14 protein-coding genes and 1 tRNA gene are annotated in these 14,394 nt (G+C 63.6%); 5 read left to right on the top strand and 10 right to left on the bottom strand.

Features of this window, described 5'->3' with window-relative positions; translation table 11 throughout:
* The first annotated feature begins 56 nt into the window (after positions 1-56).
* The 3 genes from pncA to BSG08_RS17230 are packed head-to-tail and all read left to right on the top strand — an operon-like array spanning position 57 to position 2,023.
* The gene (gene pncA, locus BSG08_RS17240; RefSeq protein WP_093039094.1) at positions 57-653 is read left to right on the top strand and encodes a bifunctional nicotinamidase/pyrazinamidase; all 597 of its coding nucleotides are present in this window, start codon (positions 57-59) and stop codon (positions 651-653) included.
* Positions 646-1,245 carry a uracil-DNA glycosylase family protein gene (locus BSG08_RS17235; RefSeq protein WP_093039093.1) on the top strand — a complete coding sequence of 200 codons (600 nt, stop codon included), beginning with the start codon at positions 646-648 and terminating at the stop codon, positions 1,243-1,245. The genes pncA and BSG08_RS17235 overlap by 8 nt, the downstream gene beginning before the upstream one ends.
* Entirely contained in the window at positions 1,238-2,023 is a 786-nt protein-coding gene (locus tag BSG08_RS17230; RefSeq protein WP_093039092.1) for an SseB family protein, read from the top strand. Before BSG08_RS17235 ends, BSG08_RS17230 begins: the two co-directional genes overlap by 8 nt.
* Before the next feature lie 13 nt (positions 2,024-2,036).
* Here BSG08_RS17230 and BSG08_RS17225 read toward each other — a convergent pair whose 3' ends face one another.
* The 10 genes from BSG08_RS17225 to BSG08_RS19535 all read right to left on the bottom strand — a co-directional run bounded on the left by BSG08_RS17225 (position 2,037) and on the right by BSG08_RS19535 (position 12,043).
* Entirely contained in the window at positions 2,037-2,969 is a 933-nt protein-coding gene (locus BSG08_RS17225; protein WP_093039091.1) for a 2-hydroxyacid dehydrogenase, read from the bottom strand.
* Positions 2,970-2,975: 6 nt separating this feature from the next.
* On the bottom strand, positions 2,976-4,115 hold the full coding sequence (gene rodA, locus BSG08_RS17220; RefSeq protein ID WP_093039090.1) for a rod shape-determining protein RodA: 1,140 nt from the start codon (positions 4,113-4,115) through the stop codon (positions 2,976-2,978).
* The gene (gene mrdA / locus BSG08_RS17215; protein WP_093039089.1) at positions 4,112-6,055 is read right to left on the bottom strand and encodes a penicillin-binding protein 2; all 1,944 of its coding nucleotides are present in this window, start codon (positions 6,053-6,055) and stop codon (positions 4,112-4,114) included. The genes rodA and mrdA overlap by 4 nt, the downstream gene beginning before the upstream one ends.
* Complete coding sequence (locus BSG08_RS17210) at positions 6,052-6,591, bottom strand: rod shape-determining protein MreD (protein ID WP_093039088.1); 540 nt, start codon at positions 6,589-6,591, stop codon at positions 6,052-6,054. The genes mrdA and BSG08_RS17210 overlap by 4 nt, the downstream gene beginning before the upstream one ends.
* Positions 6,584-7,495 carry a rod shape-determining protein MreC gene (gene mreC, locus BSG08_RS17205; protein ID WP_093039087.1) on the bottom strand — a complete coding sequence of 304 codons (912 nt, stop codon included), beginning with the start codon at positions 7,493-7,495 and terminating at the stop codon, positions 6,584-6,586. The genes BSG08_RS17210 and mreC overlap by 8 nt, the downstream gene beginning before the upstream one ends.
* Before the next feature lie 32 nt (positions 7,496-7,527).
* Positions 7,528-8,574, bottom strand: coding sequence for a rod shape-determining protein (locus tag BSG08_RS17200; protein WP_093039086.1), 1,047 nt, complete (start codon positions 8,572-8,574; stop codon positions 7,528-7,530).
* A gap of 154 nt (positions 8,575-8,728) precedes the next feature.
* Entirely contained in the window at positions 8,729-10,030 is a 1,302-nt protein-coding gene (gene hisD, locus BSG08_RS17195) for a histidinol dehydrogenase (RefSeq protein ID WP_093039085.1), read from the bottom strand.
* A 98-nt stretch (positions 10,031-10,128) separates the two neighbouring features.
* Positions 10,129-10,599: a DUF2948 family protein gene (locus BSG08_RS17190; RefSeq protein ID WP_093039084.1), complete on the bottom strand. Its 471-nt coding sequence runs from the start codon at positions 10,597-10,599 to the stop codon at positions 10,129-10,131.
* On the bottom strand, positions 10,596-11,864 hold the full coding sequence (gene murA, locus BSG08_RS17185) for a UDP-N-acetylglucosamine 1-carboxyvinyltransferase (RefSeq protein WP_093039083.1): 1,269 nt from the start codon (positions 11,862-11,864) through the stop codon (positions 10,596-10,598). Before murA ends, BSG08_RS17190 begins: the two co-directional genes overlap by 4 nt.
* Positions 11,865-11,869: 5 nt before the next feature.
* Positions 11,870-12,043: a hypothetical protein gene (locus BSG08_RS19535; protein ID WP_175544816.1), complete on the bottom strand. Its 174-nt coding sequence runs from the start codon at positions 12,041-12,043 to the stop codon at positions 11,870-11,872.
* 86 nt (positions 12,044-12,129) lie between these two features.
* Between BSG08_RS19535 and BSG08_RS17180 the strand changes: the two genes are divergently transcribed.
* Both BSG08_RS17180 and BSG08_RS17175 read left to right on the top strand, forming a co-directional pair.
* Positions 12,130-12,204: transfer RNA gene (locus tag BSG08_RS17180), tRNA-Thr, on the top strand.
* Positions 12,205-12,283: 79 nt separating this feature from the next.
* Entirely contained in the window at positions 12,284-13,810 is a 1,527-nt protein-coding gene (locus BSG08_RS17175; RefSeq protein ID WP_093039082.1) for a DUF6538 domain-containing protein, read from the top strand.
* Positions 13,811-14,394 lie beyond the last annotated feature (584 nt).

Raw genomic sequence — 14,394 nt, 5'->3', positions numbered from 1 at the left:
GCCATTGACGCCGATTGCCCCGCCCCCTACCCATAGAGGGGTAAAGGAGACCCGCCATGACCCAGGCACTGATCGTGATCGACATGCAAAACGATTTCTGCCCCGGTGGCGCGCTTGCCGTGCCCGGCGGCGACGAGATTGTCGCGGGAATCAATGCGCTCATGGCGGAATTCCCTGCGGTGATCCTGACGCAGGACTGGCATCCGGCGGGCCATTCTTCTTTCGCCTCGGCGCATCCCGGCAAGGCCCCGTTCGGGACGGTCGAGATGCCCTATGGCGCGCAGGTACTCTGGCCCGATCACTGTGTGCAGGGCAGTGACGGGGCAGCGTTTCAAAAGGATCTCGACACGACCCGCGCCGATCTGATCCTGCGCAAGGGATATCATCCCGGCATCGACAGCTATTCGGCGTTTTTCGAGAATGACCGCGAAACGCCCACCGGGCTGCATGGCTATCTTCAGACCCGCGGTCTGACTGATCTGACCTTTGTCGGGCTGGCCACCGATTTCTGCGTCAACTATTCGGCGGTGGACGCGGCATGGCATGGCTATCGCGCCACCGTGCGCCGCGATCTGTGCCGCGCCATCGACCTTGATGGTTCGGGTGCGGCGGCGGAGGCGGGGATGCGGGCGGCGGGGGTGACGCTTGCATGACGCGGGCGGCGATATCGCAACGCGCATCCGCGCTTGCCGTCTCTGCGCGGACCGCTTTGCCGCCACGCGGACCGCGCATGCGCCGCGCCCGGTGGTCTGGTTCCGGTCGTCGGCGCGTCTGCTGATCGCCGGTCAGGCGCCGGGGATGCGGGTGCACCGCTCGGGCAAGCCGTTCGATGATCCCTCGGGCGAGCGGCTGCGCGACTGGCTGGGGCTGGGGGAGGCGGAATTCTACGACAGATCGCGTGTGGCGATCGTGCCGATGGCGTTCTGCTTTCCCGGTTACGACGCGAAGGGCGCGGACCTGCCGCCACCGCGCATCTGCGGGCGCACCTGGCATGAGGGGGTCATGCAAACCCTTGAGAACGTGGCGCTGACCGTGCTTGTCGGGGGCCATGCCCATAAATATCATCTTGGTGTCACGACCGGGGTGACCGAGACGGTGCGCGGCTGGCGCGACCATGCACCGCGTCTTTTCGTCTTGCCGCATCCGTCGTGGCGCAATACCGCATGGCTGAAGAAGAATCCGTGGTTCGAAGCCGAGGTGCTGCCCGAATTACGCGCAGCCGTTCAAAGGGTTATTCATGACTGACCTCACGCGCCTCGATGTCGCCCATGCCGAGATGGAGGCGACCCCGGATGACGCGAGCGCACGCTTGCGCTTTTATGAGACACTGGCGGCGAGCGAGTTGTATCTGCTGCTGAAATCCGAAGTGGAAGGTGACAGGATCGACCCGGACCTGTTCGAATTGTCGGATCATTCCTATGTCCTCGTGTTCGACCGCGAAGACCGTCTGGGGGTCTTTGCCGGTCGGGCGGTGCCCTATGCCGCGCTTTCGGGCCGGATGATCGCCAGCCTGCTGGCCGGACAGGGGGTTGGGCTTGGTGTCAATCTTGATGGCGCGCCCTCGTCGATCCTGATCCCGCCCGAAGCTGTTGACTGGCTGTCCGAGACGCTGGGGCAGGAGCCGTCGGAAATCGAGGCGCGACCGGAGAAATTCACGGCCCCAAGGGGGTTGCCCGAGAATTTCATGCTGGCGCTCGATGCACGGCTGGCCTCTGCGGCGGGGCTGGCGCGACTGGCCTATCTGGTGGGTGTGACCTATGAAGGCGGCGCGCGGGGGCATATGCTGGGCTTTGTCGATGCAGTGCCCGGTGCAAGGGCCGCTCTGGCGCGGGCGGTTTCGGAGGTGTTGATCTTTTCCGAACTGGAGGCGGCGGCGCTTGATGTGGCGTTCCTGTCGGCGGATGATCCGGCGGCGGCGCGTCTTGCGGCGGCGGGGCTGCGGTTCGATCTGCCGCAACCGGCAGCGCCCGAACCGCGCGCGGCAACCGGCATGGACCCGGATAGACCGCCGCGTCTGAGGTAGTCAGGTGGCGCGTTCAATAGCCGGTCTTGCGGTCCACCAGATGCAGGAACGGCTCTCGCGCCTCGCCGCGACGGATGTTTTCGGCGATCACCTGGGCGGCGGTGTCGGGGCGGGTCTCGGAGGCGATATGCGGCGTCACCGTCACGCGGGGGTGCGCCCAGTAAGGGTGGTCGGGGGGTAGCGGCTCGACCCGGAAGACGTCGAGCGTGGCGTGGCCGACATGACCCGCGTCGAGGGCGTCAAGCAGTGCATCGTCGTCGATCAGCGGTCCGCGCCCCGGATTCACGATCACCGCGCCGCGCGGCAGAAGCGCCAGCCTTGCGGTGTTCAGCAGGTTCTCGGTTTGCGCCGTCAGCGGCAGCAGAAGCACCAGGATTTCGGCCGTTCGCAGCGCGTCGCGCAGGCCCGCATCCCCCGCAAGGCAGTTGATGCCGGGAATGTCCTTTGGGCTGCGGCTCCAGCCGGTGACGGCAAAGCCGAGGGCACGCAGCGCCTCGGCGCAGGCCCGCCCGAGCGCGCCGAGGCCCAGCACCGTGACCGGGCGGTCCTGCGCCAGCGGCGGGATCGTCTTGCGCCAGACCCCGTCCTGCCCGTGGATATGCGCATCCATTCCCAGGTGATGGCGCAGCACATGGCCGGTGACCCATTCCATCATGCCCTGCGTCAGCCCGTGATCGACCATGCGCGCCAGCGGGATGCGCAGCGTGGGATTGCCCACCACATCCTCGACCCCGGCCCAGAGGTTGAGCACCGCCCTGGCACGGGTGAAGGGGGTGAAGTCCTGCACCTCGCTGTTGGGGGCATAGACGATGTAATCCACCTCTTCGGCAGGCAGGCTGGTGGAAAGGCGCGCCGCGACGCCCGCCTTGGACAGCGCGGTTTCCAGCGGCGCCTGATATGTGTCCCACCGCTCGGGGTGGGCGGCGAAGAGGATGTTCACAGCCATGTCGGATCACCTTGGTTTGTGGATATGCGCGCTCTGGACAAGGCCGAAACCCACCATCAGCACCAGCATCGCCGAACCGCCATAGCTGATCAGCGGCAGCGGCACGCCCACGACGGGCATCAGCCCCATGACCATCGCCATGTTCACCGCGAAGAACAAAAAGAACGTCACCGCCACGCCAAGGATGAGCAAAGACGAGAACCGATCACGGTTGGACAATGCGGCGGCGATGCAGAACACGAGGATCAGCGCATAGAGGCCCAGAATGGAAACCGCACCGACAAAGCCGAATTCCTCGGCCAGCGTCACGAAAATGAAATCTGTGTGTTTCTCTGGCAGGAAGTTCAGCCGCGACTGAGTGCCCTGCATGAAGCCACGCCCGGTCCAGCCGCCCGAGCCGAGGGCGATCTTGGACTGAGTGATGTGATAGCCTGCGCCGAGCGGGTCATTTTCCGGGTTGAGAAAGGTGTCGATGCGCCGGTACTGATAGTTTTCAAGCAGTTGCCAGTCTGTGCCGCGGCTCTTGATGACGGCGAACACACCGCCTGCCATGGCCAGGATGACGGTCGCGAAATAGGCCCAGTGGACGCCTGCCAGGAACATCATCACCCCGCCTGCCGCCAGAAGCAGGATAGAGGTGCCCAGATCGGGCTGTTTCAGGACGAGGGCCACCGGGGCCAGGATCAACGCAACCGGGATCAGCACCCAGAAGGGTCGGGATACACGTGACATCGGCAACCAGTCGTAATAGGCCGCCAGCAGCATCACGAGAGTGATCTTGACCAGTTCCGAAGGCTGCAGCCGCATGAAGCCCAGATCAATCCAGCGCTGCGCCCCCTTGCCTTCGATGCCGACAAGAGCAACGGCAACCAGCAGTGCGAGCGAGACAAGATAGGCCAGCAGCGATATGTTGCGCCAAAACCATATCGGCACCATGGCGACGACGAACATCCCGGCGAGGGCGAGCGCAAATCGCTTCATGTGCGGCTCTGCCCATGGCGACATCGAGCCGCCCGCGACGGAGTAGAGCATCAGGGTGCCGATGCCCGCCACCGCGCAGAGCAGGATGATCAGTGGCCAGTTCAGATAGAGGATCTTGCCCGGGCCGGTGGGTGTGGATTTGACCGTATATTCGAGATAGCTCATGCGCGGTCTTTTGCCTCTGCATCCGGTAGCGGGCGGGTGCGGCGAAACTGCTCCTGCCGGGCCTTGACCGCCGGGCGGTCGGCGGTCGGATAGGCCTCGAGCGGCGGATCGCCATTGTAAAGCGCCTGCAGGGTAATGTCGCGGGCAATCGGCGCCGCCGCGGTCGATCCGCCGCCGCCATGTTCGACCACGACCGCGACGGCGATCCTGGGGGTGTCGAACGGCGCGAAATTGACGAAGAGCGCGTGATCGCGCTGTTCGCGGGGCAGGTTCTTGTTGCTGATCACGCCGCCCGCGCGCTCGGTGGCCGTGATATTGCGCACCTGGCTGGTGCCGGTCTTGCCGGCCATGCGGAAGGCATCCTCGACGATGCGTGAGTTGTAGGCGGTGCCGCGATTGCTGTTGGACACGGCGAACATCGCGTTGCGGATCTCACGCAGCATGTTCTCGTTGAGGCCGAGATCCTCGCCATGACCGGTCGGTTGTTCGACGCCGTCCACCGACTTGATCAGCCGTGGCGTCACGCTGCGGCTGGTGGCGAGGCGGGCGGTCATCACCGCCAGTTGCAGGGGTGAGGCCAGAACGAAGCCCTGGCCGATGGCGGCGTTGACGCTGTCACCGACCACCCATGGTTCGCCGCGATTGGAGAGTTTCCATTCCTTCGTTGGGGCGAGACCCTTGGCCACGCTGGTCATCGGCAGGTCGAACTGCACACCGAGGCCAAGGCGCTCGGCCATGGCGCTGATCCTTTCGATGCCGGTGCGCAGGGCCAGTTCGTAATAATAGATGTCGCAGCTTTCGCGTAGCGAGCGGTGCAGGTCCATGTTACCGTGTCCGCCGCGTTTCCAGCAATGGAACCGACGACCGCTGACCGTCAGGTGGCCAGGGCAATAGACGGTTTCATCGAGGCCTATCTTGCCATCCTCCAGCGCCGCCAGCGCCGTCACCATCTTGAAGGTCGATCCCGGCGGATAGATCCCCTGCACCGCCTTGTTGGGCAGCGGGCGATAGGGGTTTTCCAGCAGCGCCCGGTAATCGGTCGAGGAGATGCCCCGCACAAAGAGGTTCGCGTCATAGCTTGGCGACGAAGCGCAGGCGAGAATATCGCCGTTGTCGCAGTCGAGCACCACCACGGCGGCGCTCTCGCCGTCCAGTCGTGCACTGCAATAGCCCTGAAGGCTGTTGTCGAGCGTGGTCTGCAGATCGGCGCCGGGCTGTCCCTCTTGCCGGTCCAGTTCGCGCATGACGCGCCCGGCGGCGTTGACCTCGACCTGCCGGGTACCAGCGCTGCCGCGCAGGAGGTTCTCGCGCTGTGCCTCGAGACCAATCTTGCCGATCTGGAACCGCGGCAGTCGCAGCAGCTGTTCGGGGGCATCGGTATTTTCCAGGTCGCGCTCGCTGACCGGGCCGACATAGCCGATCACATGCGCATAGTCGCCCTTCGCCGGATAGCGCCGGGACAGGCCCACCTCTGGCAGGACGCCAGGCAGGGCGGGGGCATTGACCGCGACCCGGCTGAGCGCACTCCAGCTGACGCGGTCGGCGACGGTGACCGGCGTGTCGCCGCGCAACTCACGCAGGTCACGCCGGGCCCGTTCCAGTTCGTCGGGGTCAAGTTCGATCAGTTGCGCGAGGCGGGTGATCACGGAATCGACATCACCGGCCTGTTCCCGCACGATGGTGATGCGATAGCTGGGCACGTTGTCGGCGATAATTGCACCGTTGCGGTCGAATATGCGCCCGCGCGTGGGCGGAATAAGCTGGATATTGATGCGGTTTTCGTCCGCGAGCAGGCGAAACTGGTCGGCCTGTTCGACCTGCATGAACCGCATCCTGAGCGCCAGAACCCCCAGCACACCAGTCTGCAGCCCGCCCAGGATCAGACCTCGGCGGGTGATCCGGCGCTGGCTCTCGGTGTTCTCGCGCCCCGGACGTCTCATGGCCGTTTGCCCATCGCGTCAAGGTCGCCCGGCGCCAGTTTGCGCACACCAAGCAGGCTTTGCGAAGCGAAGGCGACGAACGGGTAGACCATCAGTGTCGAGAGAAGCTGCATCAGGGACAGGCCGAGCGGGGCCTGGTCGACCATGAAAAGCGCGAGCAGGATGCGATAGCCCAGCGTGATCAGGATCATCGTGCTGGCGACCGAGGCCCATTCCGCAGCGAAGCTGAGATCGCGCAGCATGAGCACGCGATTGCGCAGTGTTTCCGCGCCGACGACGACCAGAGCCGCCCACAGGCCCGGTGGGCGCTGCAGCAGCAGGTCCATCGACAGCGCGACCAGCGCGATGAGAGCGGCAGGCACATATTCCGGCCGGCGCACCACCCAGGCGCAGGTGAGCGCCAGCATGAGATCGGGTCCGGCCCAGCTAGGCGGCAGGATGTCGAGCGGCAGCAGCAGGGTGAAGATCAGCACGAGGCACAGTGCCAGGTAGAGCATGCGCATCAGCCAGTGCCGCGGGATCAGCCGATCAGCCATTGCCGGCCTCGGCGGCGGCTTCGGGGGTTGTGTCGTCCGGCAGGAGGTCGGGCGCGATCAACTGGCCGGGATCGCTCAGATCCTCCAGCCCGTAGCTGCGCAGGACGCGCAGGAATTCCAGCCGTTCGTAATCGGCGGCAATGCGCAGGCGCATCCGTCCTCTCGGGTCCGTCGCCAGTTGCCCGACCAGCAGGCCCGCCGGGAACACCCCACCATCCCCGGATGTCAGCACCCGGTCGCCCGGCCGCACCTGATCGGGGGCCTCGACAAAGTCGATGAGCGGCGCAAGACTGTTGTCGCCCACCACCAGAGCCGTCTGGCCGGAGGGCTGGATCGTCACCGGAACGCGGCTGGAGGTATCGGTCAGCAGGATCACCCGTGCGGTGTTACGCCCTACCCCGGAGACCCGCCCAACCAGACCCAGCCCGTCCATCGCGGCCCAGCCATCCATGATCCCGTCACGCATGCCCACGTTGATCAGGACCGATTGCCGGAAGGGCGAGCCGCTGTCGGCCATCACCACGCCGGTAACGAAGGTCAGGCGCGGATCGAGTTGCACGTTGTTGAGATCGAGCAGCCGCGCGTTTTCCTGCTCGAGTTGCAGCGCAGCCTCTTTCCAGGCCTTCATCTGCTGCAACTCGCGGCGCAGATCCTGATTTTGCTGATACATCCTCTGATAGCTCTGAAAATCGCGCAGGATGTTCACTGCGCTTGTAACCGGTGCCATCGCCCAGTCGAGGTTGGGCACGATCCGGTCTACCACCTGTGCCCGAAACCGCTCGACACGCGGGCTGTCGATACGCCAGACTAGGAACAGGCCGATCAGGCAAAGGACCAGAACCCCCAGAAGCAGACGCTTGAGCGGGCCGGTGTAATCGTCGCCTTGTCCTCGGTCCCTTGCCAAAGGATCCCCCTTTTCGTCAAAAGGTGGGCGTCTTAGCTGTCGTAGTCAATCGCGTGGCGCAGCTGCTTTTCGAATTCCAGCGCCTTGCCGGTGCCAAGCGCCACGCAGTTCAGGCTGTCATTGGCGATCGAGACCGCAAGCCCGGTCTGTTCGCGCAGTGCCAGGTCGAGATTGCCCAGCAATGCGCCCCCCCCCGTGAGCATCACGCCCCGGTCGACGATATCGGCAGCGAGATCCGGCGGGGTCGCTTCCAGCGCGGTCATCACCGCCTCGCAGATTTGCTGCACCGGCTCGCTGAGCGCCTCGGCGACCTGCGCCTGGCTGATCTCGGTTTCCTTGGGCACCCCATTCAGAAGGTCGCGACCGCGGATCTTCATGGATGTGCCGCGCCCGTCATCGGGCATGCGCGCGGTGCCGATCGAGGTCTTGATCCGTTCTGCGGTGGATTCACCTACCAGCAGGTTCTGCTGGCGGCGCAGATAGTTGATGATCGCCTCGTCCATGCGGTCGCCGCCTACCCGGATCGAGCGGGCATAGACGATGTCGCCCAGGCTGAGGACCGCAACCTCGGTGGTGCCGCCGCCGATATCGACGACCATGTTGCCGGTCGGATCGGTGATCGGCATGCCCGCCCCGATGGCCGCAGCAATCGGCTCTGCGATGAGGCCCGCGCGCCGCGCGCCCGCCGACAGAACCGATTGGCGGATGGCGCGTTTCTCGACTGGCGTGGCGCCATGCGGCACGCAGACGATGATCTTGGGCTTTGAAAAGGTCGAGCGCCTGTGCACCTTGCGGATGAAATGCTTGATCATCGCCTCGGCGGTGTCGAAATCGGCAATCACGCCTTCGCGCATCGGGCGGATCGCCTCGATGCTGCCGGGGGTGCGGCCCAGCATGAGCTTGGCATCCTCTCCGACTGCCAGCACCTTTCGCACGCCGTCCTTGACATGGTAGGCGACCACCGACGGTTCGCTGAGGATGATGCCGCGGCCCTTGACGTAGACCAGCGTGTTCGCCGTTCCCAGATCAATTGCCATGTCTGAAGAAAACAGACTGGGAATCCTATCAAATATAGACATTTGCGCCTGTGCCCTGCCGCCCGAAACGATGATCAGCCCCGCGACTCGGGGTCCGGAGTGTCTGCCCTTATAGTGTCCGGATGCCGCAGGTGAAAGAGTATGTTTCGCCAGAGCGAGCGCCAAACCGCCATCCCGGCACACCAAGTCCGGTGTCTCAGCCGTTGAGATGATCCAGCCGCGCGCGCACCGAGAGGCCATGCGCCTCCAGGCTCTCGGATATTGCCAGTGTCTCAGCGGCCGGACCGATGGCGCGCAGCGCCTCGGGGGTCATTTTCGCCAGCGTGGTGCGCTTGAGGAAATCCATCACCGACAGACCGCTGGAGAACCGCGCCGAGCGCGCGGTGGGCAGCACATGATTGGGTCCGCCGACGTAATCGCCGATGGCCTCGGGGGTCCATGCCCCCAGAAAGATCGCCCCGGCATGGGTGATCTGCTGTGACAGGGCCTCGGGATCGGCAACGCAGAGTTCCAGATGTTCGGGGGCGATGCGGTTGCTCAGCGTTGCCGCCGTGGTCAGATCGGACACTAGGATGATCGCGCCGTAATCGCGCCAGCTCGCCCCCGCGATGGCGCGCCGCTCCAGCGTTTGCAGATGCCGGCCGATCGCGGCGCCGACGTCGCGCGCGAGGTCCGCATCGGTGGTGATCAGAATGGCCTGCGCGCTCTCGTCATGTTCGGCCTGGCTCAGCATGTCGAGGGCGATCCAGTCAGGGTTCTGCCCCTTGTCGGCGATCACCAGGATTTCCGAGGGTCCGGCGATCATGTCGATGCCGACCTTGCCGAACACCCGCCGCTTGGCTGTGGCGACAAAGGCGTTGCCGGGGCCGGTGATCTTGTCCACCGGCGCGATGGTTTCGGTCCCATAGGCAAGTGCTGCAATCGCCTGCGCGCCACCGATGCGATAGATCTCGTCCACCCCGGCGATCTGCGCGGCGAGCAGCACCAGCGGGTTGGCCTTGCCGTCCGGTGTGGGCACGGTGATGGCCAGCCGCCCGACCCCCGCCACCTTGGCCGGAATCGCGTTCATCAGCACCGAGGACGGATAGGAGGCTAGACCGCCGGGCACATAGAGTCCCGCCGCCGACACGGGCGTCCAGCGCCAGCCCAGCATCGCGCCGTTCTCGTCGGTCCAGCTTGCATCTTCGGGCATCTGCCGGGCGTGATAGGCGCGGATGCGTTCGGCGGCAAGTTCCAGCGCCGCGCGCTCTGACTCTGGCACCTGTGCAATGAGTGTAGCGATCTCGGTCTGCGAGAAACGCAGAGTGTCGGGCGTGAGCGTCATCCGGTCGAACCGCTCGGTCAGGGCGATCACCGCCGCATCGCCGCGGGCGCGCACATCGGCGATGATACCCGCGACGATATCGTCCACATCGGGGCTGTCCTCGCGCTTGGCGCTCAGAAGGTCGGTGAAACGGGCCTCGAAATCGGGCGCTGTGGTGTCGAGGGTGATCGGCATGGCGGCTCCTTTCGCGGGGACATAGCGGGGTGGCGGATGTGTCTCAAGCCCTGGTTTCTTCTTGGTGCAAATACCCGGTTCCGACGCTGCCCCCGCGCTCAGTCGTCGTGCCGGGGCACCTTGCCGGAGGGTGCGCGGTATGGTCGGGTCACATCCTTGAGCGTGACCTCCAGCGCCTCAACCGAGAGCCGCAGCGCGCCATCGCCCGCGAGCGTCAGCAGGACATCGCCCGCACCATCCTCGCCTGGCTCGAAATCTGCCGCGAGAAGCGACAGGATCGTGTCCTTGTCCCGCCGGTCGATCCCCTGGCTGGCCACACGCAGCACATTGTCCACCACGAGCAGCGACTGCACGCGTTCAGGCCCATGCCGCTCGCGCCCCGCATCCTCCCAGCGAAAGCGGTTGAGCAGCATGCCAAAGCGACGCTGCCCCGGCCGCCAGGTCATTTCCGTGATCGGAAAGACCGCGTCCTGCACGAGGCCGGAGATCACCCGGAGGTCATCGGCGTCCATCGCACCCAGATTGAGCGGGGCCTCGCGCCCGTCCTCGAATGTGGCGTCCCGGGTCATTGGCCGCTGATCCTCTCGATTCTGGCACCGACATTGCCCAGCTTTTCCTCGACCCGCTCGTAGCCGCGATCAAGGTGGTAGACCCGGTTGACGATGGTTTCGCCCTCGGCGGCAAGCCCGGCGAGGATCAGCGAAACGCTGGCGCGCAGATCGGTCGCCATGACCGGCGCGCCCTTGAGGTGCTCGACGCCGGTCACCGTGGCGGTGCCGCCATGCACGTCGATCCTGGCCCCCATGCGCATCAGTTCCGGCGCGTGCATGAAACGGTTTTCGAAAATCCGCTCTTCCAGCACCGAGGTGCCTTGGGCCGTGCACATCAGCGCCATCATCTGCGCCTGAAGGTCGGTCGGGAAACCGGGGAAGGGTTCGGTCACCACGTCGACGGCGCGCACGCGCCCGTTCTTGCGGCTGACCATGAGGCCCCTGCCGGTGTCCGAGACGCTGATCCCGGCGGCGTCGAGTTTTTCGCAGAACGCGCCCACCAGATCCATCCGCCCGCCCAGCAGTTCCACCTCGCCGCCGCAGATCGCGGGGGCGAGCATGTAGGTACCAAGCTCGATCCGGTCGGCCACGACCGCATGGGTCGCACCGCCCAGCCGGTCCACCCCCTGAATGGTGATCGTCTGCGTGCCCTCGCCCTCAATCTGGGCCCCCATCTTGCGCAGGCATTGCGCGAGGTCGACGATCTCGGGTTCGCGCGCGGCGTTCTTCAGCACGGTCGTGCCCTTGGCCAGCGTGGCCGCCATCAGCGCGTTTTCCGTAGCCCCGACCGAAACAAAGGGAAACTCGACCACGCCGCCCCTGAGCCCGCCGGGCGCGGTAGCGTGGACATAGCCCTCTTTCAGTTCCAGCACCGCCCCCATCGCCTCGAGCGCCCTGAGGTGCAGATCGACGGGGCGCGCGCCGATCGCGCAGCCGCCCGGCAGCGAGACCACCGCATGTCCATGACGCGCCAGCATCGGGCCCAGAACGAGGATCGAGGCGCGCATCTTGCGCACGATGTCGTAGTCGGCGACGTGATTGTCGAGCGCATGCGAGGACATCGCCAGCACCTGACCGCCCTGCAACTGCGAGACCTCGGCCCCCAGCGATTGCAGGAGCGTGGTCATCGTCTTGATGTCCGACAGCCGAGGCGCGTTGGTCAGGGTCAGCGGCTCATCGCTTAGAAGGGTTGCGGGCATCAGCGTGAGGCAGGCGTTCTTGGCGCCCGCGATCGGGATCTGCCCGTGGAGGGGGCCATTGCCCGTGACGATGATCGAATCCATCTGCTCTACCCTTTGTCCTTGCCCTTGTCGGCGGTTGCCGGTGGCTGTGTCGCTTGCGCGTCGCGCGCGCGTGACTGTGCCTTACGCCGCGCGAGATTGGCCTTCAATGCCGATTTCAGCCTGTCCTCGCGGCTCTGGCCCTGTTTCGCGCCTGCATCCGGTGTCTGTTTCCTGCTCATGCCGGTTCTTTACAGGAGCGGTGAAAAACCGTCTAGTTACCCCTTGCGCCATTGCGGATTAGCGTCTAATCAGCGCGCCACGACGTGCTGCTGTAGCTCAGTGGTAGAGCGCACCCTTGGTAAGGGTGAGGTCGGGAGTTCAATCCTCCCCAGCAGCACCATGAAAACACCAGCAAACACAAATATTTACGCGAAATCAGCGCCCTACGCTTGCCGACTCCTACACAGGAGTCCTACACAGTGACCCTTATCATGCCCCGTCCCGTCAAAGACCCGGATAGCGGAATCTACTATATCCGCGTGCGCGTTCCGGCTGATCTCACTGCCTCTGTAGGTCGCGCCGAAGTATCGAAATCGTTGCGAACGCGCGAACCTGCCGAAGCCAAGGAACGCTTTGCTATCGAGTATGCGGCCTTTCAATGCCGCTGGGCTGCCTTGCGGGCTAAACCAGAACCACTAACACTCAAACAAATCGTTAGCTTGTCAGGACGAGTCTATCAGCGCCTGATGGAAACCTTGGATGAAGAACCCGGTGAAACGTCGATCTGGGAACACGTTGCCCAACTGAACAAGCAGGCGGCGAGCGACGATAGCGCGTTGGAACTGTGGTATGGTCAGACTGTGGACGAGGTCTTGTTCGAAGAGGGCATCGCCATTGATCAGACATCGCGGAAGCGTTTGATCACAGAAACTCAGCGCGCATGGGAACAAGCCACCGAACAACTGCACAAGCGGTCGCAGGGAGATTTCTCACCCGACCCGAACGCCAACCGGTTCCCAGAATGGGCATCGGAAAAGAAACCCCCAAAGTCAGCTTCGGGGTCGACGCTTTCAGACCTATTCGATAGGTGGAAGAAAGATCACCTCGCCAACGGAAAAACTGAGAACACGGTCAAGGACTTCGCCCAGAAGTTGGAAGCCCTCAAAAATTATCTGGGTCATGAGGATGTTGAACGCATCTCTCCGCGAGAAATATCCGAATGGACGGACTATCTGCGGCACGAAAGAGGCCTGAACCCAAAGACCGTCAGCGCGAAATACCTAGCTGCGGTTAAGACAGTCTTCCGTTTGGCGCACTCCAAATTTCTCATAGAAAGCGACCCGACGAATAGTGTCAGCGTCAAGATTCCTACAAAGGTCAAATCGCGGTCGTCTGGGTTCACTGAAGCAGAGGCAAAATGCGTCTTGTCTGCTGCAAACAAGGTCTTTGAACACCCATCCAACATGGCGCACCATAACAAGCTGGCATGCCGTTGGGTGCCTTGGATATGCGCCTATACAGGAGCAAGGGCGGGCGAAATAACCCAGCTTCGGAAAGAAGACCTGACCGTCGTGAACGGTATTCCACAACTCACCATCACGCCAGAGGCCGGAAGCGTTAAAGCCGGTATGTATCGGGCCGTGCCAGTCCACCCTCACCTACAGGAGATTGGCCTTCTGGACTTCATCGCAAGCGCTAAGAGCGGTTATCTTTTCCACTCGGGCGGCTCTACCACGGCAGAGGCCAAGAAACGCTCAGGCAACGCCAGAGACAAGATTGCAGTCTGGGTGCGGGAAAGCGTCGGTATCACCGATGAGCGCATCCAGCCAAACCATGCATGGAGACATAGGTTCAAGACGGTGGGTCGCAATGCCGATATCGCGCCGGAATACCTCGGGGCCATCCAAGGCCACGCTGGTCGCACCGCTGGGGAGAACTACGGGGAATATCCGGTCGAAACGCTATACCGGGAAATCTGCAAGCTGCCGCGCATAGATGTGTCTTGAGAGAACCATGAGAGCCTCGAGTTCCACTTCCGCCGTCATGCTTGAAAGACCGTCCAACGCCGAGCAGGACTGTCTCTCGAATTAGTCCACCACCTAGGCAGTTGCGCCGGGGTGAAGAGAATATCGAAGCAATGCGATCACAGTCTAAGGACAAAGACTTGCTGAAGCACAGGAGAAGGTAGCAGCGCTGCTGAGCCGAGAGGGACATCTAGAGCGGTTCTCATTTTTGGCTCCGGCGGTAGGCGCGTGGAGCTGGCCCGTCTAGCTTCTACAAGATTGAAATATTTACATATTTCGTTCCTGTAGAACCTCGTGTTCCCCCGAGAGTATCTCTAATGTATCCCCGATTATCTGCAATTGGCAAGCGCCGATACCTAGTTCGCTCGTTTGTCCTGCGCTCGCTTGTGGTCGAACACGCCTAAAATTGCGCCGATAACAAGTTCGCACGTGCCTCTTTCATCAGGACCAACTCGTCGCCGTGTAATTGTCCTGAATCGCTCCGGGTTTGTCGGAGACCTATAGCTTCATTTCACGCGACCATATCGAGCACGTCGCGCTGTGCATAGAAGTTCTCTTCGGCCTCT

It is taken from the genome of Roseovarius azorensis (genome assembly GCF_900109455.1).
In the GTDB taxonomy this organism is placed as follows: Bacteria; Pseudomonadota; Alphaproteobacteria; order Rhodobacterales; family Rhodobacteraceae; genus Roseovarius; species Roseovarius azorensis.
Note: the sequence above shows the minus strand (reverse complement) of the source record. Positions and strands in the feature narration are given on the sequence as shown.